Annotated in this window: 23 protein-coding genes and 1 tRNA gene; 14 read left to right on the top strand and 10 right to left on the bottom strand. The window is 71.2% G+C overall.

Annotated features, from left to right (window positions below; genetic code table 11):
* Positions 1-124 precede the first annotated feature (124 nt).
* Together PYR91_RS22925 and PYR91_RS22920 are read left to right on the top strand one after the other, a co-directional pair.
* Positions 125-1,039 carry an NADP-dependent oxidoreductase gene (locus PYR91_RS22925; RefSeq protein ID WP_279782623.1) on the top strand — a complete coding sequence of 305 codons (915 nt, stop codon included), beginning with the start codon at positions 125-127 and terminating at the stop codon, positions 1,037-1,039.
* Positions 1,036-1,458 (top strand): PPOX class F420-dependent oxidoreductase, encoded by a 423-nt coding sequence (locus tag PYR91_RS22920; protein ID WP_279782622.1) that lies wholly within the window; start codon positions 1,036-1,038, stop codon positions 1,456-1,458. The genes PYR91_RS22925 and PYR91_RS22920 overlap by 4 nt, the downstream gene beginning before the upstream one ends.
* A 176-nt stretch (positions 1,459-1,634) precedes the next feature.
* Here the strand turns inward: PYR91_RS22920 and PYR91_RS22915 are convergent.
* The 7 genes from PYR91_RS22915 to PYR91_RS22885 form a co-directional block, all read right to left on the bottom strand.
* A tRNA-Val gene (locus PYR91_RS22915) sits at positions 1,635-1,709 on the bottom strand.
* A gap of 28 nt (positions 1,710-1,737) precedes the next feature.
* Positions 1,738-2,730, bottom strand: a complete 993-nt coding sequence (locus tag PYR91_RS22910; protein WP_279782621.1) for an ROK family protein — start codon at positions 2,728-2,730, stop codon at positions 1,738-1,740.
* A gap of 311 nt (positions 2,731-3,041) precedes the next feature.
* A complete protein-coding gene (locus PYR91_RS22905) occupies positions 3,042-3,374 on the bottom strand; it encodes a hypothetical protein (protein WP_279782619.1) in 333 nt (110 codons plus the stop codon).
* 48 nt (positions 3,375-3,422) lie between these two features.
* The gene (locus PYR91_RS22900) at positions 3,423-3,881 is read right to left on the bottom strand and encodes a peroxiredoxin (protein WP_279782617.1); all 459 of its coding nucleotides are present in this window, start codon (positions 3,879-3,881) and stop codon (positions 3,423-3,425) included.
* A gap of 106 nt (positions 3,882-3,987) precedes the next feature.
* On the bottom strand, positions 3,988-4,416 hold the full coding sequence (locus tag PYR91_RS22895; protein WP_279782615.1) for a DUF3052 domain-containing protein: 429 nt from the start codon (positions 4,414-4,416) through the stop codon (positions 3,988-3,990).
* A 134-nt stretch (positions 4,417-4,550) separates the two neighbouring features.
* A complete protein-coding gene (locus PYR91_RS22890) occupies positions 4,551-4,958 on the bottom strand; it encodes a secondary thiamine-phosphate synthase enzyme YjbQ (RefSeq protein WP_279782613.1) in 408 nt (135 codons plus the stop codon).
* Positions 4,959-4,968: 10 nt separating this feature from the next.
* Entirely contained in the window at positions 4,969-5,163 is a 195-nt protein-coding gene (locus tag PYR91_RS22885) for a DUF1918 domain-containing protein (RefSeq protein WP_279782611.1), read from the bottom strand.
* Between the two features lie 663 nt (positions 5,164-5,826).
* Between PYR91_RS22885 and aceE the strand changes: the two genes are divergently transcribed.
* Positions 5,827-8,583: a pyruvate dehydrogenase (acetyl-transferring), homodimeric type gene (aceE, locus tag PYR91_RS22880; RefSeq protein WP_347943388.1), complete on the top strand. Its 2,757-nt coding sequence runs from the start codon at positions 5,827-5,829 to the stop codon at positions 8,581-8,583.
* A gap of 54 nt (positions 8,584-8,637) precedes the next feature.
* Here the strand turns inward: aceE and PYR91_RS22875 are convergent, their stop codons facing one another.
* Together PYR91_RS22875 and PYR91_RS22870 are read right to left on the bottom strand one after the other, a co-directional pair.
* Positions 8,638-9,351 (bottom strand): YafY family protein, encoded by a 714-nt coding sequence (locus tag PYR91_RS22875; RefSeq protein WP_279782609.1) that lies wholly within the window; start codon positions 9,349-9,351, stop codon positions 8,638-8,640.
* Between the two features lie 83 nt (positions 9,352-9,434).
* On the bottom strand, positions 9,435-10,457 hold the full coding sequence (locus PYR91_RS22870; RefSeq protein WP_279782607.1) for a PHP domain-containing protein: 1,023 nt from the start codon (positions 10,455-10,457) through the stop codon (positions 9,435-9,437).
* Positions 10,458-10,798: 341 nt separating this feature from the next.
* Between PYR91_RS22870 and PYR91_RS22865 the strand changes: the two genes are divergently transcribed.
* From PYR91_RS22865 to PYR91_RS22820, 10 genes are all read left to right on the top strand, one after another.
* Positions 10,799-11,110 carry a hypothetical protein gene (locus PYR91_RS22865; RefSeq protein WP_279782605.1) on the top strand — a complete coding sequence of 104 codons (312 nt, stop codon included), beginning with the start codon at positions 10,799-10,801 and terminating at the stop codon, positions 11,108-11,110.
* Positions 11,111-12,265 (top strand): glutathionylspermidine synthase family protein, encoded by a 1,155-nt coding sequence (locus PYR91_RS22860; protein WP_279782604.1) that lies wholly within the window; start codon positions 11,111-11,113, stop codon positions 12,263-12,265.
* 34 nt (positions 12,266-12,299) lie between these two features.
* The gene (locus PYR91_RS22855) at positions 12,300-12,749 is read left to right on the top strand and encodes a DUF350 domain-containing protein (protein ID WP_279782602.1); all 450 of its coding nucleotides are present in this window, start codon (positions 12,300-12,302) and stop codon (positions 12,747-12,749) included.
* Positions 12,750-12,855: 106 nt separating this feature from the next.
* A complete protein-coding gene (locus PYR91_RS22850) occupies positions 12,856-13,965 on the top strand; it encodes a helix-turn-helix domain-containing protein (RefSeq protein ID WP_279782870.1) in 1,110 nt (369 codons plus the stop codon).
* Positions 13,966-14,082: 117 nt separating this feature from the next.
* Positions 14,083-15,012 (top strand): ACP S-malonyltransferase, encoded by a 930-nt coding sequence (locus tag PYR91_RS22845; RefSeq protein WP_279782869.1) that lies wholly within the window; start codon positions 14,083-14,085, stop codon positions 15,010-15,012.
* Between the two features lie 5 nt (positions 15,013-15,017).
* Positions 15,018-15,965, top strand: a complete 948-nt coding sequence (locus PYR91_RS22840; RefSeq protein ID WP_279782867.1) for a ketoacyl-ACP synthase III — start codon at positions 15,018-15,020, stop codon at positions 15,963-15,965.
* A gap of 69 nt (positions 15,966-16,034) precedes the next feature.
* Positions 16,035-16,274, top strand: a complete 240-nt coding sequence (locus PYR91_RS22835) for an acyl carrier protein (protein ID WP_279782600.1) — start codon at positions 16,035-16,037, stop codon at positions 16,272-16,274.
* A gap of 182 nt (positions 16,275-16,456) precedes the next feature.
* Complete coding sequence (fabF, locus tag PYR91_RS22830; protein ID WP_279782598.1) at positions 16,457-17,689, top strand: beta-ketoacyl-ACP synthase II; 1,233 nt, start codon at positions 16,457-16,459, stop codon at positions 17,687-17,689.
* 13 nt (positions 17,690-17,702) lie between these two features.
* Complete coding sequence (locus tag PYR91_RS22825) at positions 17,703-19,127, top strand: carboxyl transferase domain-containing protein (protein WP_279782596.1); 1,425 nt, start codon at positions 17,703-17,705, stop codon at positions 19,125-19,127.
* A gap of 279 nt (positions 19,128-19,406) precedes the next feature.
* Positions 19,407-20,309 carry a TetR family transcriptional regulator C-terminal domain-containing protein gene (locus PYR91_RS22820; RefSeq protein ID WP_279782594.1) on the top strand — a complete coding sequence of 301 codons (903 nt, stop codon included), beginning with the start codon at positions 19,407-19,409 and terminating at the stop codon, positions 20,307-20,309.
* Between the two features lie 25 nt (positions 20,310-20,334).
* On the opposite strand, the gene PYR91_RS22815 is transcribed toward PYR91_RS22820, so the two are convergent.
* A complete protein-coding gene (locus PYR91_RS22815; RefSeq protein ID WP_279782593.1) occupies positions 20,335-20,829 on the bottom strand; it encodes a DUF3145 domain-containing protein in 495 nt (164 codons plus the stop codon).
* Positions 20,830-21,021: 192 nt separating this feature from the next.
* On the opposite strand from PYR91_RS22815, the gene PYR91_RS22810 reads away from it, so the two are divergent.
* Positions 21,022-22,053: a S8/S53 family peptidase gene (locus tag PYR91_RS22810; RefSeq protein WP_279782592.1), complete on the top strand. Its 1,032-nt coding sequence runs from the start codon at positions 21,022-21,024 to the stop codon at positions 22,051-22,053.
* Positions 22,054-22,069: the final 16 nt, after the last annotated feature.

Here is a 22,069-nt window from a genome sequence, read left to right as displayed (position 1 = left end):
GCTGTTCGTTGACTCCTTCTTGCGCGGTCACCGCTCCAGTACAGCAGTTAATCATTTGATTGACAACCGTCAATCAAATGATTGATACTTCCTGGACGACCTGGGCTGCATGAAGGGGTAGGACATGGCGAGAATCGTGGCGTTCGCCGAGTACGGCGAACCGGAGGTGCTGCAGGTGGTCGAAACGGACGATCCGTACCCTGCGGAAGGGGAGATCCGAGTCCGGGTGAAGGCAGCCGGCGTACAGCCATTCGACGCCGGCTACCGACGTGGCGCTTTCGCCCGGTACAACCCCGCCGTGTTCCCCGCGCGCCTCGGAAACGAGGTGGCGGGTGTCGTCGACATGGTCGGCGCCGGTGTCACCGAGTTCACGGCAGGCGAGACGATCATCGCCTTCGTCGACGGTGTCGGCTACGCCGACACCGTCGTGGCACCGGCGACCAGCGCCGTGCGCAAGCCGTCCGCCATGCCGTGGCCGGAGGCCGGAGTCCTGTCAGCCAGCGGACAGACGGCCGACACCGCGCTCGACGCACTGAACGTCACCGCCGGCGACCGCCTGCTGATACACGCGGCGGCCGGTGGCGTCGGCTCGTTCGCGACACAGCTCGCGATCGCACGCGGGGCTACCGTGATCGGCACTGCGAGTCAGCGCAATCACGCCTACTTGAAGAGCTTCGGCGCCCTGCCGGTGACGTACGGACCGGGACTCGCCGATCGGGTCCGGCAGCTGGCGCCGGACGGCATCACCGCGGCGCTGGACTGCGTCGGCGGCGAGGCCAACGACATCTCCGTGCAGCTGCTCGGTGCGGCCGAGCGTGCCATCACCCTGGCCGACTGGCAGGCCGAACAACGACTTGGGGTACGCAGGGTCGGGACCGACCGCTCAGCCGCCCGGCTCGCCGGTCTTGTCGCTCGCTACGAGAAAGGCGACCTGACGGTGCCGATATGGAAGCGATTCAGCCTGGAGGAAGCGCCCCTCGCGCATCGCGAGATCGAGACCGGTCATGCCCGCGGAAAAATCGTGCTGGTGACGGCATGAGTCGAATCGACACCACCGTCTTCACCGAAGGTGAGATCGCCTACCTTTCCGCCCAGCGACTCGGCCGTCTGGCCACGATCGCGCCGGATGACGGTCCGCAGGTCAATCCGGTGTCCTGCTACTACAATCCGGTGACCAACACGATCGACATCGGCGGTCACAACATGGCCGCTAGCCGTAAGTACCGTAATGTGCGGGCGAGGCCACGGGCCGCCGTCGTCGTCGATGACATGTCGGGCGGCATGGACAGCATCCGATGCCTGGAGATCCGCGGCACCGCGGAAGCCATCGACACCCCCTCCGACAGCGCCGCCCGGACGTCCGGCGCGATCATCCGCATCCATCCGCGACGCGTCATCAGCTGGGGCATCGACTCGCCGCACCAAGCCCGCGGCGCCCGATCCGTCCCGCAGCGTTGAGGTCAAGTGGATCAACGGAGCGGGCCGCGAACGTTCCGTCGGACAGGCGGCAGCAGCCCATCGGCAACCCCCGCGTAATCCATCTGAAGAAGGCGGGCGATCACCGCGCGATGAAGCCCTGACACACGTCCGAAAGCACAAGAGGCTCTAACCCATTAACTCAGACCAGAACCTCGTGGTGGGCGCTACTGGGTTCGAACCAGTGACCCCTCGCTTGTAAGGCGAGTGCTCTACCGCTGAGCTAAGCGCCCTTGGCTCCTGGGGAGCGCGGACAACACATTACGGTACCGGGGCGGGCCTGAGCACATCGAGTTTCCATGTGGCGCCTGGGTCGGGGAAGCCGGCTGCCTGGAGGCCCAGGAGGGCGGCGCCCAGCATGCCGGCGCTGGTGCCGAGGGCCGCGGGGCGGAGTGGGGGGGCCGTGCGCCAGGTGAGCTTTTCCTGGAGGCGTTCTGCCAGGGGGTCGAAGAGGGCGGGGCCGGCTTCGGACAGGCCGCCGCCGAGGACGATGGACGACGGGTCGAGGAGCAGGGTGTAGGAGGCCAGGGCCAGTGAGAGGGCTTCCAGGGCCTCGTCCCATACGGCGGCGGCGTCGCGGTCGCCGGTCATCGCCAGGGAGACGACGTCTTCGGCCGTGGCCGGAGTGACCTCCCGGGAGGCCGGGGGGCGGGTGGAGGCGGTGCGGCTGGTCCTCTCGGCGTAGCGGCGGGCCACCGAGGCCGCTGAGGCGTACGTCTCCAGACAGCCGATCTGGCCGCAGGCGCAGCGCTCGCCCTCGGGCAGGACGGGGATGTGGCCGATCTCGCCGCCCCAGCCGGCCGAGCCTCCGTAGGGCGTGCCGCCGACGATTATGGCTCCGGCTATGCCGGTGCCGATCGACAGGAAGAGGAAGTCGCGCTCGGATCGGCCCGCGCCGACCACACTCTCGGCCAGGCCGCCGGTGCGTACGTCGTGGCCGAGCCTGACGGGGACGTCCAGGGTGGTGAACTCGGCGGCGGGCACGTCCTTCCAGCCGATGTTGGCCGCGTACAGGGCCGCGTCGGCGGTGACGAGGCCGGGAACCGCCACTCCGACGCCGGCGGGCGGGCCGTCGCCGGCCGCGGCGAGGTCGTCGATGAACTCCCGGATGGCCTCGACGACACGTGCCGGGCCCTCGGAGCGGGGGGTCGCGCGCCGGTCGGAGAGCAGGACCTCACCCGAGGAGGTCACCAGGCCGCCCTTCATGGCGGTGCCGCCGACGTCGAGCGCCACGACGTAGGTCTTCATTCGCATGCCCCCGCATCGGTGGACGGATTCGCGCGGCCGGGCCGGTAGTGGCCGTCGGTGGACGATACCGGCCGATTCACGGATTCCTTCCCTCTTTCACGATCTTCTAGACCAGCCGGTCGATCTCGCCCTTTCAGGAGGGTCCGGGCGGCCGATCCCTCCTCGTAGCGTAGCCAGACCTGACGGACTCCCCCACAACGGGACGGGATGGCCCGAGGGCGATCGCTCGCGCGGCGGTGGGAGGGTGCTGGGTAGGGGCGCCCTGAGAAGGCTGCGCCGAAGGCGCCGTTCGGGGCGGCGGACGGGGGCCGGGGGTCTCAGGGGGTGGGGTGGCGGCCCAGGACTCGGGTCAGGGCGGCGGCCACCTCTTCGGAGAGGCCGGGGGCGCCCGCGGAGACCAGGGTGGCGGGGTCGGTGGGGCGGTCGGTCCGGGCGGAGCGGACCGCGCCGCAGGAGCGGCACTCGACCTCGCCCAGGCGGCAGATGAGCGTGGTGGAGCCGCAGGACTCGCAGTGGTCGAGGTCGAGGTCGTGCTCGCGCTGGCATGTGGGGCAGATGAGCACCTGGGTCTCACGACGGACGCCGCGCCGCCACGGGCTCGCGCCGCGCACCGGGTCCGTCTGCCGGACGCCGCACCGATAGCAGGGCATCGTCGCCACCGCCTTCGTCTCGCTCGCCAGGCATGCCTGGCGTCATCGCTAGGAGATGTCCTGGAGCACCTGGTGGTACTCGGAGATGTCGCGCGGCGAGGTGATCGCGTTCACGGCCTTCCACCGGATCACGCCCTCGCCGTCGATGACGAAGGTGCCTCGCACGGCGAAGCCCCTGTGCTCATCGAAGACACCGTATGCCTCCGCCACCGCGCCGTGCGGCCAGAAGTCGGAGAGCAGCGGAAAGGTGAACTTCTCCTGGTCGGCCCAGGCCCGGTGGCTGAACATGGAGTCCACCGACACGGTCAGAACCTGGACGTCCTTGGGAGCGGCCAGAAGGAACTCGTCACGGATTGCGCACAGCTCACCGTGGCAGCCGCCGCTGAAGGCCAGGGGGTAGAAAATGAGCACGACACGCTTCCCCCGGAAGTCGGCCAGCCTCACCGGCGCGCCGTGCTGGTCTCTCAGCTCGAAGTCAGGGGCCTTGTCGCCCACTTCGACCGCCATGCCACAACTCTCCCCACGCGAGATGAACGATTGACCGCCCGGGCGCATCGTCCTGCCGTACGGCTCGTGTCAGCCGTACGGCAGGGGAAGAAGCAGACGAAAAGCTCTAGCGGCGTCCCTTCGGAGTGACGAGCCGTGTGCCCGACCAGTCGCGGGCCGCACTGACGCTGCTGGTCTGCGAGAGGCCCGCGGTCGTGGCGTCCTCCCCGATGTCGCTCGGCTCGACGTGACCCTCACGGCCCACCTTGGGCGTCAGCAGCCAGATCTGGCCGCCGTCGGCCAGGCTCGCCATCGCGTCGCTCAAAGCGTCGAAGAGATCCCCGTCCCCGTCGCGCCACCACAGCAGCACGACGTCCACGACTTCCTCGGCGTCCTCATCGACCAGTTCGTTGCCGGTCAGCTCCTCGATCGACTGCCGAAGCTCGTCATCGGCGTCCTCGTCCCAGCCGATCTCCTGCACCACCTGACCCGGCTTCAGACCGAGTCGCTCGGCCAGGCCGCGCTCGCCCTGCGCCTGACCCGCGGTCGCGCTCACGTTTATCCCTCCTGCTTGAATGGCCCCGCTCTACGGCGGCTTACCGGCCTTCGCGAGGCCGCTTCGGCACAGTCCACACGCTGTGACCCATCGTCGTCAACGGTCGCCACGACCGTGACCCGCACCGTTATCTGTTAGTCCGACAAAAAAGACAGACGGACACGTCGTTCCGTGTTGTCGACGTTGAGATCGACCACCGCGATCGACTGCCACGTCCCCAGCGCAAGACGGCCGTCCAGCACCGGGACCGTGGCGTAGGGCGGGACGAGCGCCGGCATCACGTGCGACCTGCCGTGGCCGCGCGAGCCGTGGGCGTGGCGCCAACGGTCGTCGGCCGGAAGCAGATCGCCCAGCAGGCTCAGAAGGTCGTCGTCACTGCCGGAGCCGAGCTCCAGCAGTGCCACCCCCGCCGTCGCGTGCGGGACGAAGACGTGCAGAAGCCCGTCCCCCCCGCACGACCGCGCGAACTCCTCGCACTGCCGGGTGATGTCGTGCACTCGTTCCCTGGTCCCCGTGTTCACCTCGAACGTCTGAGATCTCACTCAACGGATCTTATGATCCCCGCTGAACTGGGACGACAATCGCATCGGGCCCGGGAAACACCAAGCCGGTGTGTCCGTCGTCGAAACGAACGACGTACGGAGGGCAACCGTCGATCCCCCGCACTTCGATGATCATGCCTGGCCGATCCCTCTCGCCCACCGAAGTGCCGTGGACGAGGAGCCGGTCGCCTACGGTCGCGTACACGTCGACCTCCTTCTTCGGATCCCTTCCAGCCTCGTACGGGCGGCGCCGGACGAAAAGAGGTGGACGGCCTCCCCCGAAGGACAGAGGGGAAATCAACACCGAAACGTTACCCTCCGAGCACGCGGTGCTCCGGCCCGGGGACGCCCATCACCCTCCCTTGGCCGCCGTCTCCGGGGAGGGGTTGACCGCGCGTGCCGGGCCGGGCCGCGGTGAGCGGCGTCACCGCCCCCCTGCCCGCGATGGCGTCCGGCCCTTGTGAGGAGGCGCGTCCGGCCTCGGAGATCGGTCGCGCGGGTCGCGCGGCCCCTCGGGATGGGCCGACCGCCCGGGGCCGTATAGTCGAGGGTCGCGTCTCGCGCGTGCCCGCACGTCGTGCCGCGACGCGGTTGAGAGTCCCCCGCCAGGGGGAGGCAGAAGTACGGCGAGACCCCGATGGCACCCTTACCCCAAAAGATCGACGAGCCTCCCGTTTTGTGCAATTTGCTGCTTACTGGGAGAATCGTCCTACCATCGGTGGTCTAGGCCACGGTCGGCGCCTCGCCTGCGGGGACGTCTTGGTTACCGGAGGGTAGAGATGCACTTTCCGGAGTAACCGGCCAGGATGGAAGACGACCTAGACAACGAATAAAGGCTTACCAGTCCATCCACGGAAGGCGAGACCCAGTGGCTTCCGGACGCCAGCGTTTTTCGATCATCAGCGACGGCCTACCCAGCCAGCTGCCTGATGTCGATCCCAGCGAGACCCAGGAGTGGCTCGAGTCGCTTGACACCGTCGTCAAGACAGAGGGGCGCACGCGGGCCCGCTACTTGATGCTGCGCCTTCTCGAGCGAGCGCGCGAGCATCAGGTGGGGGTGCCCGGTTTGCGGAGCACCGACTACATCAACACCATCCCACCGGAACGCGAGCCCTGGTTCCCTGGTGACGAGTACGTCGAGCGGCGCATCCGCGCCTACACGCGGTGGAACGCCGCGGTCATGGTGACGCGCGCCAACGCCCGCACCAACGTCGGCGGCCACATCGCCACCTACGCCTCCGCGGCGTCGCTCTACGAGGTGGGCTTCAACCACTTCTTCCGCGGCAAGGACCACGGCGAGTCCGGCGACCAGGTGTTCATCCAGGGCCACGCCGCGCCGGGCATCTACGCCCGCGCCTTCCTGGAGGGCCGGCTCAACGAGTCGCAGCTCGACGCCTTCCGCCAGGAGCTCTCGCAGGGCTTCAAGGGCCTGCCGTCGTACCCGCACCCGCGGCTCATGCCCGACTTCTGGGAGTTCCCCACGGTGTCGATGGGCCTGGGGGCGATCGGCGCGATCTACCAGGCGCGGTTCAACCGCTACCTGCTGAACCGCAAGATCAAGGACACCAGCCGCAGCCACGTGTGGTGCTTCCTGGGCGACGGCGAGATGGACGAGCCCGAGTCGCTCGGCGCCATCGGCGTCGCCTCCCGCGAGGAGCTCGACAACCTGACGTTCATCGTGAACTGCAACCTGCAGCGGCTCGACGGCCCGGTGCGCGGCAACGGCAAGATCATCCAGGAGCTGGAGTCGTACTTCCGCGGCGCCGGGTGGAACGTCATCAAGGTCGTCTGGGGCCGCGAGTGGGACCAGCTCCTGGCGGCCGACGTCGACGGCGTGCTGGTCAACAAGATGAACACCACGCCCGACGGCCAGTTCCAGACCTACTCCGTCGAGTCCGGCGCGTACATCCGCGAGCACTTCTTCGGTGACGACCCCCGCCTGCGCAAGATGGTCGAGCACCTGTCCGACGACGACATCCGCAAGCTGTCGCGCGGCGGCCACGACTACCGCAAGGTGTACGCGGCGTTCAAGGCGGCCCGCGAGCACGTCGGCCAGCCCACGGTCATCCTCGCCCAGACCATCAAGGGATGGACGCTCGGCAAGGACTTCGAGGCGCGCAACGCGACGCACCAGATGAAGAAGATGACCAAGGCCGAGCTGAAGGAGTTCCGCGACCGGCTCTACCTCCCGATCCCCGACAAGGATCTCGAGGGCGACCTGCCGCCGTACTTCCACCCGGGCGAGAAAGACGAGGAGATCGCCTACATGCGCGAGCGCCGCGCGGCGCTCGGCGGGTTCCTCCCCAAGCGGGTCACCCGGGCCAAGGCGCTCAAGCTGCCCGGCGACGCGATGTACAAGGACCTGAAGAAGGGGTCCGGCAAGCAGAACGTGGCCACGACTATGGCCTTCGTCCGCCTGCTGAAAGACCTGATGAAGGACAAGGAGATCGGCGCCAGGTTCGTGCCGATCATTCCCGACGAGGCCCGCACCTTCGGCCTCGACGCCATGTTCCCCACCGCCAAGATCTACTCGCCGCACGGGCAGACCTACGACGCCGTCGACCGCAACCTGCTGCTGTCGTACAAGGAGGCCGTCGAGGGCCAGATCCTGCACGAGGGCATCAGCGAGGCCGGCTCCATGGGCTCGATGATCGCGGCCGGCTCGGCGTACGCCACGCACGGCGAGCACATGATCCCGATCTACATCTTCTACTCGATGTTCGGGTTCCAGCGCACCGGCGACCAGATGTGGGCGCTCGGCGACCAGATGGGCCGCGGCTTCCTGCTCGGCGCGACGGCGGGGCGCACCACGCTGAACGGCGAGGGCCTCCAGCACGAGGACGGCCACTCGCCGCTGATCGCCTCCACCAACCCGGCGGCGGTGTCGTACGACCCGGCGTGGGCCTTCGAGGTGGCGCACATCGTCCAGGACGGCCTGCGCCGCATGTACGGCGAGGCCCAGGAGGACGTGTACTACTACCTCACGGTCTACAACGAGCCCTACCAGCAGCCCGCGGAGCCGGAGAACCTCGACGTCCAGGGCCTGCTCAAGGGGCTCTACCGGTTCGCCACGGCCCCCGAGGCCGAGGGCCCCAAGGCCAACATCCTGTCGTCGGGCGTGGCCGGCCGCTGGGCCCTGGAGGCGCAGCGCATGCTCGCCGAAGACTGGGGCGTGGCCGCGGAGCTGTGGTCGGCGCCGTCGTGGTCGGAGCTGCGGCGCGACGCGCTCGACTGCGACGAGCACAACCTGCTCAACCCCGAGTCCGAGCAGCGGGTGCCGTACATCACCCAGGCGCTCACCGACGTGCCGGGCCCGTTCGTCGGCGTCACCGACTACATGCGCGCGGTGCCCGACCAGATCGCCCGCTGGGTGCCGGGTGACTGGTCGTCGCTGGGCACCGACGGCTTCGGCCTGTCGGACACCCGCTCGGCGCTGCGCCGCCACTTCCACGTGGACGCCGCGTCGATCACCCTGGCGGTGCTGACGGCGCTGGTCAAGCGGGGCGAGCTCAAGCAGGAGGTCCTGCGCGAGGCCATCGCGCGCTACCACCTGAAGAACGGCGTCACCGAGGTCGCGGCCCAGCCGACCCCGGAGAGCAACGAGACGCAGTCGATGGGAGTCTGACCCTCCCGTCTGGTTCGGAAGGCCCTCGCGTGAGACGCGGGGGCCTTCCGGCTGTCAGCCGGGCGGCTGGTCGCCGGTGATCAGGCCCGGGATGGCGGGCGCGAACTCCTCCAGGCTGCGCCGGGGGCCGGCCGTCTCGCCGGTGAGCCGGGCGCCGGTGATGCGGTCGAGCCGGAACACCCGGACGTCCTCCCGCAGCCTGCACCAGGCCACGAGGTACCAGAAGCCGCCGCGCCCGCCGATGAACACGCCCGGCTCGACGTCGCGCTCGGTGAGGTTGCCCAGGCGGTCGTCGTACGACATGCGCAGCACCCGCCGCAGCAGCAGGGCGTCCTCGATGACGCGGGCCACCGCGGCGCGCACCTCCAGGGCGCCGGAGGCGGCGTCCACCGAGGGGTCGCCCGTGGCGCCGGCCGGCCGACCCGCGGGCGGCGGCATGGCGGCGGCCAGCTTGCGCAGCGCGCTGTGGGCGTGGACGGCCGCGGAGGACCGCCCGCGGCTGCCGCTCAGCGCCACCGCGACGGCCACGGCCTCGGCCGGCGTGAGATCGAGCGGGGAGACCGGCGGCCCGCCGCCGATGGAGTACGCGCCGCGCCTGCCGGGCTCGGCGTAGACGGGCACGCCCGCCTTCCGGAGAGCCGAGATGTCGCGTTCGACGGTGCGCACGCTCACCCCGAGCCGGACGCTCAGCTCCCGCGCGGACCGGCACCGGGGGGAGATCGCGCGCAGCTCCTCGACCAGAGCGCTGAGCCGATCGGTACGGTTCACACCACGAAGCTACGTCCGCGCACCGACATTCGGCCCGATGCGTCCGGTACCGGAAACCCCTGTGCCCGTTGACCCGGGGTGCGCTAGGAGGTGGTCCAGGCCAGCAGATCGTCCAGCGGCCAGGTGCCGATCACCCGCTCGGGCTCGACGCCGCACCGGGCGGCGCGCGCGCAGCCGAAGTGCTGCCAGTCGAGCTGGCCGGGCGCGTGGGCGTCGGAGTCGATCGAGAACAGGCAGCCCATCTCGTAGGCCAGCCGCATCAGCCGTTTGGGCGGGTCGAGCCGGTCGGGCCGGGAGTTGATCTCGACGGCGACGCCGAACCGCCTGCACGCCTCGAACACGATCTCGGCGTCGAACTCCGACTCCGGCCGCAGGCCGCCGCGCCGGCCCCCGGCCCGGACGATGCGCCCCGTGCAGTGGCCCAGCACGTCCACACGCGGGTTGGAGATCGCGGTGATCATCCGCCGGGTCATCGCGTCGGCGCCCATCTTGAGCTGGGAGTGCACGCTGGCGACGACGACGTCGAGGCGGTCGAGCAGCTCGGGCTCCTGGTCGAGGGAGCCGTCGGGCAGGATGTCCACCTCGATGCCGGTGAGCAGGCGGAACGGCGCCAGCTCCTCGTTCAGGGCGGCGATGACGTCGAGCTGGGCGCGCAGCCGGTCGGCGGACAGGCCGTTGGCGACGGTGAGGCGCGGCGAGTGGTCGGTCATGGCGAGGTAGTCGTGCCCGAGCCCGGCGGCGGCGGCGGCCATCTCCCTGATCGGCGAGCCGCCGTCCGACCAGTCGGAGTGGCTGTGCAGGTCGCCGCGCAGCGCGGCCCGCAGGGCGGCGGCCGTCTCGTCGAGGTCGAGGCCCTCGGTGTCCTCCAGGCGGCGCAGGTAGGTGGGCACCTCGCCCCCCAGCGCCTCGCTGATCGCCAGGGCGGTCACCTTGCCGACGCCCTGGAGGCCGGTGAGGCCGCCCGAGCGCGCGAGCCGCGTCAGCTCCTCGCGCGAGAGCCGCTCGACGGTGGCCGCGGCGCCGCGGAAGGCGCGGACCCGGTAGGTGGGCTCGCCCGCCCTCTCAAGGAGGTACGCGATCCGCTTGAGCGCCTCGACCGGTTCCACACCTCGGGACTTTACCCAGTCCGCCGGTGCCGTCGCCGTGCCGGCCGGGCAGAATCCTCGGTGGGGCGCGGGATGCCGCCCGATGATGAGCGGGGAGAAACTTCCTCGCCGGGCTGTCCGTTGACCGATTGAACGGATGTTTTGCCCCGATAGTGAAGAAACGGACGCAGATGGCCACTTCCGGACCGGACCCTGACCCACGACCGACGGCCTTTCCACACGGCGGCAAGGGCGGGGGCGGCGGTGCCGGACGGGGCGGCGGCATCGGTCCTGGTGGTGGTCCGGGAGGCGGTCCGGGCAAGAGGAAGCGGCTGTCGTCCCGCGCGGTCAAGCTGGGGACGGTGGGCGTGGTGGCGACCCTGGTGGTCGGGGCCGCGATCGCCAGCGCGAACACCGACGACGTCACCGCCGACTGCGTCGCGGTGGCCGATCGCGACGCCGACGGCTACCTGGTCGTGGACGACGACCGCTGCGAGGAGGGCTACCGCGGCCCGCACGGGGCCTACATCTGGTACTTCGGCGGCGCGCTGCGCGCCTCGCGCGTCTTCGGCGGCACGACGGTCCGCCCGTCGAACGCGAACATCTCCACCAGGTCGGGCGCCGTCATCCAGCGCGGCGGCTTCGGCGGCCGCGGCGGAAGCGGGGGGAGCTGAGTGCGCAGGCAGACGTCGGCCCCCCGGCCGGGCTGGGAGAAGACCATCGAGTCGCAGGGCCTGGCCTACCACCGCTCGGCGCACCCCGCGGACCTGCCGCGGCCCTACTGGGACGAGGCGGTGCACTACGTCTTCACCATGGACGAGGTGCTCGCCCTGGAGAGCCAGGTCGAGGAGCTGCACGCCATGTGCCTCGCGGCCGTGGCCCACGTCGTCGCCCAGGGCCGCTACCGCGACTTCGCCATCCCCGAGTGGGCCGCGCCCGCCGTCGAGGAGTCCTGGCGGCGGCGCGACCCGCACCTGTACGGCCGCTTCGACCTGCGGTACGACGGCGAGGGCCCGGCCAAGCTGCTCGAGTACAACGCCGACACCCCGACCAGCCTGGTCGAGAGCTCCTCCGTCCAGTGGTTCTGGCTGCAGGACGTCCACCCCGGCGACGACCAGTGGAACTCCCTGCACGAGCGCCTCGTCGACCGCTGGCGGGAGCTCCCCCTGCAGAGCGGCCCCGCCCACTTCGCCTGGACCGCCATGGACGAGTCCGGCGAGGAGGCCATGACGGTCGGCTACCTGCAGGAGACGGCCGCGCAGGCGGGCCTGGCCACGGTCTCGGTCGCCATGGAGGACATCGGCTGGGACCAGCGCAACCTGCGCTTCGTCGACATGGAGCAGCGGGTCGTCCGCACGCTGTGCAAGCTCTACCCGTGGGAGTGGGTCGTCGCCGACCCGTTCGGCCGCCAGGCCGTCGCCGGCCAGGTCTCCATGACGTGGATCGAGCCGCTGTGGAAGATGCTGCTGTCGAACAAGGCCCTGCTCGCCGTGCTGTGGGAGCTCTACCCCGGCCACCCGAACCTGCTGCCCGCCTACCTGGACGGCCCGCGCGACCTGTCCTCCTTCATCGAGAAGCCGCTGCTGGGCAGGGAGGGCGCGGGCATGCGCGTCGTCGCCCCGGAGGGCTCACAGCGCACCCCGGGCGACTACGGTGCGGAAGGGTACGTCTACCAGGAGTTCCGCGCGCTGCCCGGCTTCGACGGGTGGCGTCCGGTGCTCGGCGCCTGGATGGTGGGGGACGAGGCCGCCGGGCTAGGCATCCGCGAGACCTCCGGCCTGATCACCGACGACTCCTCGTCGTTCGTCCCGCACCGCATCCACTCGTGACCCCGCCCGGCGCCACCCGCACAAGGAGACACAGATGACCGTCGCGCTCGCCGCCCCGCTGGGTGAGGCCCTCGGACGCGGAGCCCTGGCCATCGTCGCCTACGCGATCGTGGGCGTCCTGCTGCTGGTCGTGGGGTTCTACATGACCGACCTCGCCGTCCCCGGACGCCTCAGCAAGGTGATCCGGGTCGAGCGCAACCCCAACGCCACGCTGCTCACGGCGTCCAGCCTCGTGGCGATCGCCCTGATCGTCTCGGCCTCGATCTGGTCCTCCGGGGGCCTGCTGCAGGAAGGGCTGCTGGCCACCCTGGTGTTCGGCCTCGTCGGCATCGCCATGCAGACCCTGGGGACGATGGCGTTCGACCGGGTCGCCGGCATCTCGGTGCGCGAGCTGGTGCACGAGGCGACGCTGCAACCGGCCGCGGTCCTGCTCGGCGTCACCCACCTGAGCATCGGCCTGATCACCGCCGCGGCGGTCATCTGAGGGCGCCCCCGAGACGCCGACGGCCGTCACACTCCCGTTGACCTGGCACCCTAGGGATGTGAACGACCGGGTACGCGAGGACACCGCACAGCGGCTGGAAAGGGCGATGGGCACCCTCGGGACCGCCGCCATGGCCCGCATGGACGACCGGCTGCCGTGGTACCGCGCGCTGTCGGCCGAGGACCGCTCCTGGGTGGGGCTGGTGGCCCAGGCCGGCATCGCCGCCTTCGTCGACTGGTTCCAGCACGCCGACGAGGGCAGGCCCGTCCCCAGCGTCGAGATCTTCGGCACGGCCCCGCGCGAGCTGAAGCGCTCGGTCTCCCTGCAGCAGACCGTCGACCTGGTGCGCGTCGTCGTCGAGGTGGTCGAGGCGGAGGTGCAGGAGCTCGCCGCCCCCGGCGGCGAGGAGCAGCTCCGGCACGCCATGCTGCGCTACACCCGCGACGTGGCGTTCGCCGCCGCGGACGTCTACGCCCGCGAGGCCGAGGTGCGCGGCGCGTGGGACGCCCGCCTGGAGGCCCTCATCGTGGACGCCCTGGTGCGCGGCGAGGTGGACGACGGGCTGCACTCCTGGGCCGCCGCCCTCGGCTGGACGTCCTCCCCCGTGGTCGTGCTCGCGGGCCACGCCCCCGACACCGACCCGCAGATGGTCATCGACGGCATGCGTGACAAGGGCCGGCGCCTGGGCCAGGACCTGCTGGCCGGCGTGCAGGGCGACCGGCTGATCGTCATCGTGGGCGGCGCCGACAGCATCAAGGACGCCGCCAGGCACGTGGTGCCGCGCTTCGGGCCCGGGCCGATCGTCATCGGCCCGGAGGTGCCCGACCTGCAGGCGGCGGCGAACTCCGCCCGCGCCGCCACGGCGGGGCTGCGCGCGGCGTCGGGATGGCCGGACGCGCCGCGTCCCGTGCTCGCCGAGGACCTGCTCGCCGAGCGGGCGATCGACGGCGACGAGGACGCGCGGGCGCAGCTCATCGAGAACGTCTACGCGCCCTTGGAAGGAACGCCCCTTCTGGACACACTTGCGACTTACCTGGAGCAGGGCACCTCTTTGGAAGCCACGGCGCGTCTGCTCTTCGTCCATCCGAACACGGTGCGTTACCGTCTGAAGAAGATCACGGAGCTGACGGGGTACCAGCCCACGGAGGGACGGTCCGCCTTCACGCTACAGGTCGGACTGATCCTCGGGCGGCTGTCGCGCACAACCGTAACCTGATCGGGGTTCTGCAACAGGCCGGAAACCTTCACTAGAGGTTTCCTACAAGAACCCAGTGACAAAGTTCGTACGGATCATTAGCACTGTGGTGAACTCCTACAGGGCATGGTGGATTTTGTGCTCGTCATCGTCGCTCCCGGCCAAGGCGCCCAGACTCCCGGCTTCCTGTCTCCATGGCTTGAGACGCCCGGTCTGAGGGCCCGGCTGTCCGCGTGGTCGGAGATCGCCGGCCTCGACCTGATCGCTTACGGCACCACCGCGGAGGCCGACGAGATCCGCGACACCGCGGTCGCGCAGCCACTGTTGGTAGCCGCCGGGCTCGCCGTCGCGGAGATCCTCTTCGGCGCCGACTCCCCCGGCGGGTCGCCCGGCGTGGTCGCCGGGCACAGCGTCGGCGAGTTCACCGCCGCGGCCCTGGCGGGCGTGCTGACGCCCGAACAGGCCCTCACCCTCGTCCGCGAGCGCGGCCAGGCGATGGCCAAGGCCGCCGCGGTCACCAGCACCGGCATGACCGCCGTGCTCGGCGGCGCCGAGGACGACGTCCTGGCGTCGATCGAGCGCCACGGCCTCACTCCGGCGAACGTCAACGGCGCCGGCCAGATCGTCGCCGCCGGCACCCTCGACCAGCTCGCCGCCTTCGCGGCCGAACCGCCCGCGCGGGCCCGGCTGCGGTCCCTGTCGGTGGCCGGGGCCTTCCACACCGAGCACATGGCCACCGCCGTCGACCACCTGCGCACCGCCGCCGCGGGCCTCACCCCGGCCGATCCGCGCGTCACCCTGCTGTCCAACGCCGACGGCCAGGCCGTCGCGAGCGGGGCCGCGTTCGTCGAGCGGCTCGTCGACCAGGTCGCGCGCCCCGTCCGGTGGGACCTTTGCATGGCCACCATGGCCGGCATGGGCGTGACCGCCGTGATCGAGCTGCTGCCCGGGGGCACGCTGACCGGACTCGCCAAGCGGGCGCTGCCCGGCGTGGCCACGGTCGCCCTGAAGACCCCCGACGACCTCGCGGCCGCCCGCGACGTGATCGACAAGGAGACCGCCCAGTGAGGATCATGCGTGGCGCCCCGGGTGCGAAGGTTCTGGCTTTCGGCGGCTACCAGCCGGCGGGGGTCGTCACCAACGACGACCTGGCCAAGACCATCGACACCGACGACGCGTGGATCCAGAACCGCGTGGGCATCAAGGAGCGGCGCATCGCCGGCCCCGAGGAGTCCGAGATCGACCTCGCCGTGCAGGCGGGCGGCAAGGCGCTGGCCGCGAGCGGCCTGTCGGCCGCCGACATCGACCTCGTCGTCGTGGCCACCTGCACGCTGGAGGCGCAGATCCCCAACGCCGCCGCCCGCGTGGCCCACCGGCTGGGCGTCCAGGCGCCCGGCGCGTTCGACGTCAACGCCGCCTGCGCCGGTTTCTGCTACGCCCTGTCCGCGGCGGCCGACGCCATCCGAGGCGGCTCGGCCACGAACGTGCTGGTCGTCGGCACCGAGAAGCTCTCCCAGTGGATCGACTGGAACGACCGCGCCACCGCGGTGATCTTCGCCGACGGCGCGGGCGCGGCCGTGGTGGGCCCCGCCGAGACGCCGGGCATCGGCCCGGTCGTGTGGGGCAGCGCGGGCGACAAGCACGACGCGATCATCGTCAGAGACCGCGAGTCCTTCCTGCACCAGGAGGGCCAGACGGTGTTCCGCTGGGCCACCACGGCGCTGCACCCCGTGGCGAAGGAGGCGTGCGAGCGCGCGGGCGTCGACCCCGCGGAGCTCGCGGCCTTCGTGCCCCACCAGGCCAACCTGCGCATCATCGACACCATCGCGCGCAAGCTCGGCGCCGACAAGGCCGTCATCGCCAAGGACATCGTCCTGGCGGGCAACACCTCCGCCGCGTCCATCCCGCTGGCGATGAGCCGCATGATCGAGCGCGGCGAGGTGCAGTCGGGCGACCTCGCCCTGCTGCTGGGCTTCGGCGCCGGCCTCACCTACGCCGGCCAAGTGGTAGAGATTCCCTGAGCTTGCGCGGAGGGCCCGTGCGGCCGCCGTGCAGACCAAGAGAAGTCCCAACAAAGGAGATATCAGGAAATGGCAGCGACCGAGCAGGACATCCTCGCGGGCCTCGGCAAGATCATCAACGAGATCACCGGCATCCCGGCCACCGAGGTCACCCCCGAGAAGAACTTCGTCGACGACCTCGACATCGACTCCCTGTCCATGGTCGAGATCGCGGTCGCCGCCCAGGACGAGTTCGGCGTGGAGATCCCCGACGACCAGCTCAAGCACCTCAAGACCGTCAAAGACGTCATCAGCTTCATCCAGAACTAGCCGACGCGGGCGCCCGGCGCCCTGCCCCGGCGCCAGGCGGAATCGGCCCGCCGCGTCCGGCCGCTCCGGCACCGGCGCGGCCGGCGGCCACCCCCACGCCGCGACCCGGCCCGGCCGCACGGCGGCCGGTGGCCGCCCCGTGCGCCGATCATGCTTCCCGTCGATTCTTAGGAGCACGTCAAGTGAGTACAGACCGGGTACGTGTCGTCGTCACCGGGCTCGGCGCGACGACGCCCCTCGGTGGAGACGTCGACTCGACCTGGTCGGCCCTCCTCGCCGGGCGGTCGGGCATCGCACCCCTCACCGAGGACTGGGTCGACTCCGTCCCGGTGAAGTTCGCCGGGAGGGTCGCCGTCGAGCCGGGTGAGGTCCTGCCCAGGCCCGAGGCGCGCCGTCTCGACCGCGCCGAGCAGTTCGGGCTGATCGCGGCCCGGCAGGCGTGGAAGGACGCGGGCAGCCCCAAGGTCGCCTCCGACCGGCTCGGCGTCGTGGTCGGCAGCGGCATCGGCGGCATCACCACCATCCTGGACGCCTACGACACCTTCAAGGAGAAGGGCTGGCAGCGGCTGTCGCCCTTCACCGTCCCGATGCTGATGCCCAACGGCTCGGCCGGGTGGATCGGCATCGACATCGGCGCCACGGCCGGCGTCCACGCGACCGTCAGCGCCTGCGCCACCGGCGCGGAGTCCATCGGCTACGCCATCGAGATGATCCGCACCGGGCGTGCCGACGTCGTCGTGGCGGGCGGCACCGAGGCCGCCATCCACCCCCTCAACATCGGCTCCTTCGCCGCGATGCGCGCCATGTCGACGCGCAACGACGAGCCGCTGCGCGCCTCCCGCCCCTGGGACCGCGAGCGCGACGGCTTCGTGCTCGGCGAGGGCGCGGGCATCATCGTCCTGGAGTCCGAGGAGCACGCCCTGGCTCGCGGCGCCCGCGTCTACGCCGAGGCCGCCGGCGTGGGTTACTCCGCCGACGCCCACCACATCGCCCAGCCCGACCCCACCGGCACCGGCATCATGAGCGCCACACGCAAGCTGCTGGAGAACGCCCGCCTGACCGGCCAGGACATCAAGCACGTCAACGCGCACGCGACCTCCACCCCGGCGGGTGACGTCGTGGAGGCGCAGGCGATCGCGGAGATCATCGGTGACCACCCGGCCGTCACCGCCACCAAGTCGATGACCGGCCACCTCCTCGGCGGGGCCGGCGGCATCGAGTCCATCTTCACGATCCTGGCGTTGCGCGACCGCATCGTCCCGCCCACGGTGAACGTGGACGACCTCGACGACGGCGTCGAGGTGGACATCGTCCGGGGCGAGCCGCGCAAGCTCCCCGGCGGCCAGATCGCCGCGATCAACAACTCGTTCGGGTTCGGCGGCCACAACGTCGCCGTCGCCTTCGTCAGCGTCTGATTTGGGAGCGACCGTGACCGTGCTCGGCAACGAGGTGGTGACCGCTGCCTCCGAACAGGAGGCACCTGATCCCCGCGCGCCTCTCACCCGCCTGACCGCCCTGTTCGACGAGGGCTCGGCCCACCTGCTGTCCCCCGAGGACCGCAGCGGAGTCCTCGCCGCCCTCGGCCGCGTCGAGGGGGTGCCCGTGGTGGCGTTCTCCAGCGACGCGCGCGTCCAGGGCGGCGCCATGGGAAGCGAGGGCTGCGAGCACATCGTGCAGGCGTACGACGTCGCGGTGCGCGAGCGGGTGCCCATCGTGGGCCTGTGGCACTCCGGCGGCGCCCGTCTGGCCGAGGGCGTGGAGTCCCTGCACGCCGTCGGCCGCGTGTTCGCCGCGATGACCCGGGCCTCCGGCGTGGTGCCGCAGATCTCCGTGGTCCTCGGCCCGGCGGCCGGCGGAGCCGCGTACGGGCCGGCGCTGACCGACCTGGTCATCCTGTCCGACCAGGGCCGCATCTTCGTCACCGGCCCCGACGTCGTCCGCAGCGTCACCGGCGAGAAGATCGACATGGCCGGTCTCGGCGGGCCCGAGCCGCACAGCAGGCGCAGCGGCGTCGTGCACGTGGTGGCCAAGGACGACACCGACGCCCTGCTCAACGCGCGGCGCCTGGCCGTCCTGCTCGGCCACCAGGGCCGCGTCCGGCTCTCCTCGGTGGAGGAGGCCGACTTCTCCGGGCTGCTGCCCGAGGAGCCACGCAGGGCCTACGACGTTCACCCGCTGGTCAACGGCCTGCTCGACGAGCGCGGTGTGGAGCTGCACCCCAAGTGGGCGCCGAACATCGTGACCACGCTCGGCCGCATGGGCGGTCGCACGGTCGGCGTCATCGCCAACAACCCGATGCGCCTGGCCGGCTGCCTCGACTCCACCTCCGCCGAGAAGGCCGCCCGCTTCGTGCGCATGTGCGACTCCTTCGGAGTGCCGCTGGTCGTCCTGGTCGACGTCCCGGGTTACCTGCCAGGCGTCGGGCAGGAGCACGACGGCGTCGTGCGGCGCGGCGCCAAGCTGCTGCACGCGTTCGCCGAGGCCACCGTCCCGCGCGTCACGCTGGTGACCCGCAAGGCGTACGGCGGCGCGTACATCGCGATGAACTCCCGCTCGCTGGGCGCCACCAAGGTCTTCGCCTGGCCGACCGCCGAGATCGCCGTGATGGGCGCGGTCGCCGCCATCCGCGTCCTGAAGCGCCGCGAGCTGGCGGCCGTCCCCGAGGAGGACCGCCCGGCCCTGGAGGCCCGCCTGGCCGAGGAGCACGAGAAGGTCGCCGGCGGCCTCGACCGCGCCATCCAGCTCGGCGTCGTCGACGAGGTCATCAAGCCCGCCGAGACCCGGGGCGCCATCGCCAAGATCCTCTCCCAGGCCACCCCCGCCCGAGGAGCCCACGGCAACATCCCCCTCTGACCCCGACCACCGAGGCCCCGCACCCAGGTGCGGGGCCTCGCCGCGTCCACGGCCCGCCCCACGTCCGTTCCGTGAACGTGTCGCGACCTCCGCCCTCGCCGGCCGGCAGAAGGCGTCTGTCGAACGGACCCGGCGGGCCTCCGTGCCGCCGCGTCCCACCTCCGTTGTACGGGGACCGCCGTGAACGTGTCTCCAGCGCGCGTGCGGGGACGCCGGCGCGCACCACCGCGCGCCCGCGCTCCTGTACAGCCGAGCGCGGGTGGACGGAGCATGAGTGGCGTGACCGAGAAGCAGACGCTGAAGCAGCAGCTCCCGTCCCCCTACGACCAGGACCTGTCACAGGTGCTCCGGCGACTCGACCGGCGCACGCCCGCGAGCCGTGACAGGCTCGCCAACGATCCCGTCACCGCCGCCTACCTCATGGCGGCCATGCGCCTGATCGAGCGCCACCTCGGCCCGGGTGCCGAGCGCACCCAAAGCGACCCGGAGGACGAGAGCTCCATCGGGCGCCCCCTCCTGAGCTTCCTGTCGCAGCGCGCGGTGGCCGCGGAGGTGGCGAACAACCCCCATCCGTTCCCCGTCGTGGGCAGCGTCCCGACGTTGAGGAGCACCTGGCGGTCCCACTCCCACTTCATCGCCGACCTGCTGCGGTTCGGCCTGTGGTCGCGGTACCAGCCGACCCACTGCGACGTCACCGAGGCCGCTCACATCATCGGTGACCTGCTGGAAGGGCCGCGTTTCGTACCCGCCGTCCAGGAACTCGGCTACTGCGACCTCGTGAGCCTGATCGACAGGCCCAAGTTCCGGCTGGAACTGCTGGCCATCGCCGCCGCCGAGGGCGACGAGGCCATCCGGGAGGCGCTGGCCGAGAACTACCACGGGCTGGTGGAACCGTGGCGGGAGGTGTGCGCGGAGATACTGAAGGCCCGTAGCCTGCGGCTGCGCTCAGGGGTGGAGCTGGACGACCTCGTCGGGCTGCTGACCGCCGCCACGGAGGGCATCGCCCTGCGCGCGCTCATCGACCCCGGGGCCGGCGTCCTCGATCACGCGAACCGGCGTTCCCTGCTGGGCACGGCGATCCTGGCGCTGATCCTCGGCTGCACGGAGCGCGTGGAGGACCCGCCGGGACTGCCCATCGAGCGGGCCGTCGGCGCGCTCGTCGGCTCGGCGCCGGGGCTCTGAGGCCTCCGGGTGGGGCGGCGGGTGGTCACACGGCGGCGTGCAGCCAGCGGACGGGGGCGCCGTCGCCGGCGTAGCGGAACGGTTCGAGCTCCTCGTCCCACTGCTTGCCGAGGAGCCGGTCGAGCTCCTCCTCCAGGACGACGCGGCCCTGGGCGGCCATGAGCATCACGTTGCGCAGGCGGTCCTCGGGCACCAGGATGTCGCCGGACACGCCGATGACAGCGGTGAACGCCCCCAGGGTCGGGGTGTAGGCATGCCGCGAGCCGTCGACACCCGGAGAGGCGTCCTCGGACGTCTCGAAGCGGATGCGCTGCCAGCCCATGAGCGACGACGTGATCGCCGCCGCCGTTCCTGGACGGCCCTCCCACTCGGCCTGAGTACGCACCGTGCCAGGCTGAGCTGGCTGGGGAGTCCACGATAGGTCAACGGGTATGCCAAGGACACCCGCGACCGCCCATTCAATGTGCGGGCACAGCGCGGGCTGAGCCGAGTGGACGTACAGCACGCCACGAGCAGACACCGGACCTCCCGTTTCGTACGAGGTGCGCCTTCCCCAACGTCCTCATACTGGGATGATCACAAGTGACTGAGGGAGAGACTACCGTCCGTCGTGGCAAGGCACCAGAGCCGGGTCATACCTAATCACGCTTGGCAACGCTCCGCATAGGGAAGAACACGCACCGCGTTTACCCCTCGCTGAAGGAGCACGTGCGTGGAAGTCCAGACAGTCGAGCACACCCCCGGCATGAGCGCCGTCATCCGCCCCGGCGTGCTGCTCGCCCGCTCCCCCGACGTGGCCGGGCGCTGGGCCCAGGCGGTCGAGCACATGGACGGGTGGTTCACCGTCAGGCTGGCGCCGGGGGCCGACCCCTGCGAGATCGCCGCCGAGCTCACCGGGCGGGGCCACGAGGTCGCCCCCAACCACGTCGTGACCGGGCAGCCGCTCTACTTCGGCGGCCCCACCGGCGCGCCCCTGCCCGCGCCCGCCCCGGCGTACGAGCCGGGAGAGCCGTCCCGGGTGACGGTGGGGCTGCTCGACACCGGCGTGCTGCCCCATCCGTGGTTCACCGGGTGCGACTGGTTCCGCGACCAGCCCGGCGAGGTCCTGGACGCCGACGGCGACGGGCGGCTCGACGGCCAGGCGGGGCACGGCACGTTCATCGCCGGCCTGCTGCTGCGTCAGGCGCCCGGCGTGCGGCTGCGCGTGGTGCGGGTGCTGAACAGCGAGGGCGCGGGAGACGAGGCCGGGGTCCTTCGGGCGCTCAACCGGCTGCGGGCGGGGCGGGTGGACGTCCTGGTGCTCTCGTTCGGCTGCCACACCTACGACGACCGGCCGTCGCCGCTGGTCGAGCGGGCGCTGGCGGCGTTCACCGGCACCGTGGTGGTCGCCTGCGCGGGCAACACCGGCTCCTCGCGACCGTTCTGGCCCGCCGCCCTGCCCCGGGTGGTGGCCGTCGGCGCCCTGGACGCCACCGGGACGAACCGGGCGAGATTCTCCGCGTTCGGCCCGTGGGTCGACGCCTGCGCGTGCGGGGAGTCGTTGGTGAGCAGTTTCGCGAACTTTGATCATTTCCAGAGCTACGCGGTCTGGAGCGGCACGTCGTTCTCGGCGGCCGTGGTGGCCGGGGCCATCGCGGCCGCGGCCCGTGACATGTCCCCGGCCGAGGCGGCGGCCCACGTGCTCGACCCCGGGCGCGGCAGGCGATTCCCCGAACTCGGTGTCGCGGTTCCCGCCCCCCGCTAGGGTGGTGACGGTACGC

Source organism: Sphaerisporangium sp. TRM90804 (genome assembly GCF_029846175.1).
Classification (GTDB): Bacteria; Actinomycetota; Actinomycetes; order Streptosporangiales; family Streptosporangiaceae; genus Sphaerisporangium.
The sequence above is the reverse complement of the archived record's forward strand: the minus strand, read 5'-3'. Positions and strand labels throughout refer to the sequence as shown.

Excerpts from the sequence above, each read along its gene's own strand:
- PYR91_RS22925 (WP_279782623.1), top strand. The coding sequence starts at position 125 with ATGGCGAGAATCGTGGCGTTCGCCGAGTACGGCGAACCGGAGGTGCTG.
- PYR91_RS22920 (WP_279782622.1), top strand. The coding sequence starts at position 1,036 with ATGAGTCGAATCGACACCACCGTCTTCACCGAAGGTGAGATCGCCTAC.
- PYR91_RS22910 (WP_279782621.1), bottom strand. The coding sequence starts at position 2,730 with ATGCGAATGAAGACCTACGTCGTGGCGCTCGACGTCGGCGGCACCGCC.
- PYR91_RS22905 (WP_279782619.1), bottom strand. The coding sequence starts at position 3,374 with ATGCCCTGCTATCGGTGCGGCGTCCGGCAGACGGACCCGGTGCGCGGC.
- PYR91_RS22900 (WP_279782617.1), bottom strand. The coding sequence starts at position 3,881 with ATGGCGGTCGAAGTGGGCGACAAGGCCCCTGACTTCGAGCTGAGAGAC.
- PYR91_RS22855 (WP_279782602.1), top strand. The coding sequence starts at position 12,300 with ATGACCGTCGCGCTCGCCGCCCCGCTGGGTGAGGCCCTCGGACGCGGA.
- PYR91_RS22850 (WP_279782870.1), top strand. The coding sequence starts at position 12,856 with ATGGGCACCCTCGGGACCGCCGCCATGGCCCGCATGGACGACCGGCTG.
- PYR91_RS22840 (WP_279782867.1), top strand. The coding sequence starts at position 15,018 with ATGCGTGGCGCCCCGGGTGCGAAGGTTCTGGCTTTCGGCGGCTACCAG.
- PYR91_RS22835 (WP_279782600.1), top strand. The coding sequence starts at position 16,035 with ATGGCAGCGACCGAGCAGGACATCCTCGCGGGCCTCGGCAAGATCATC.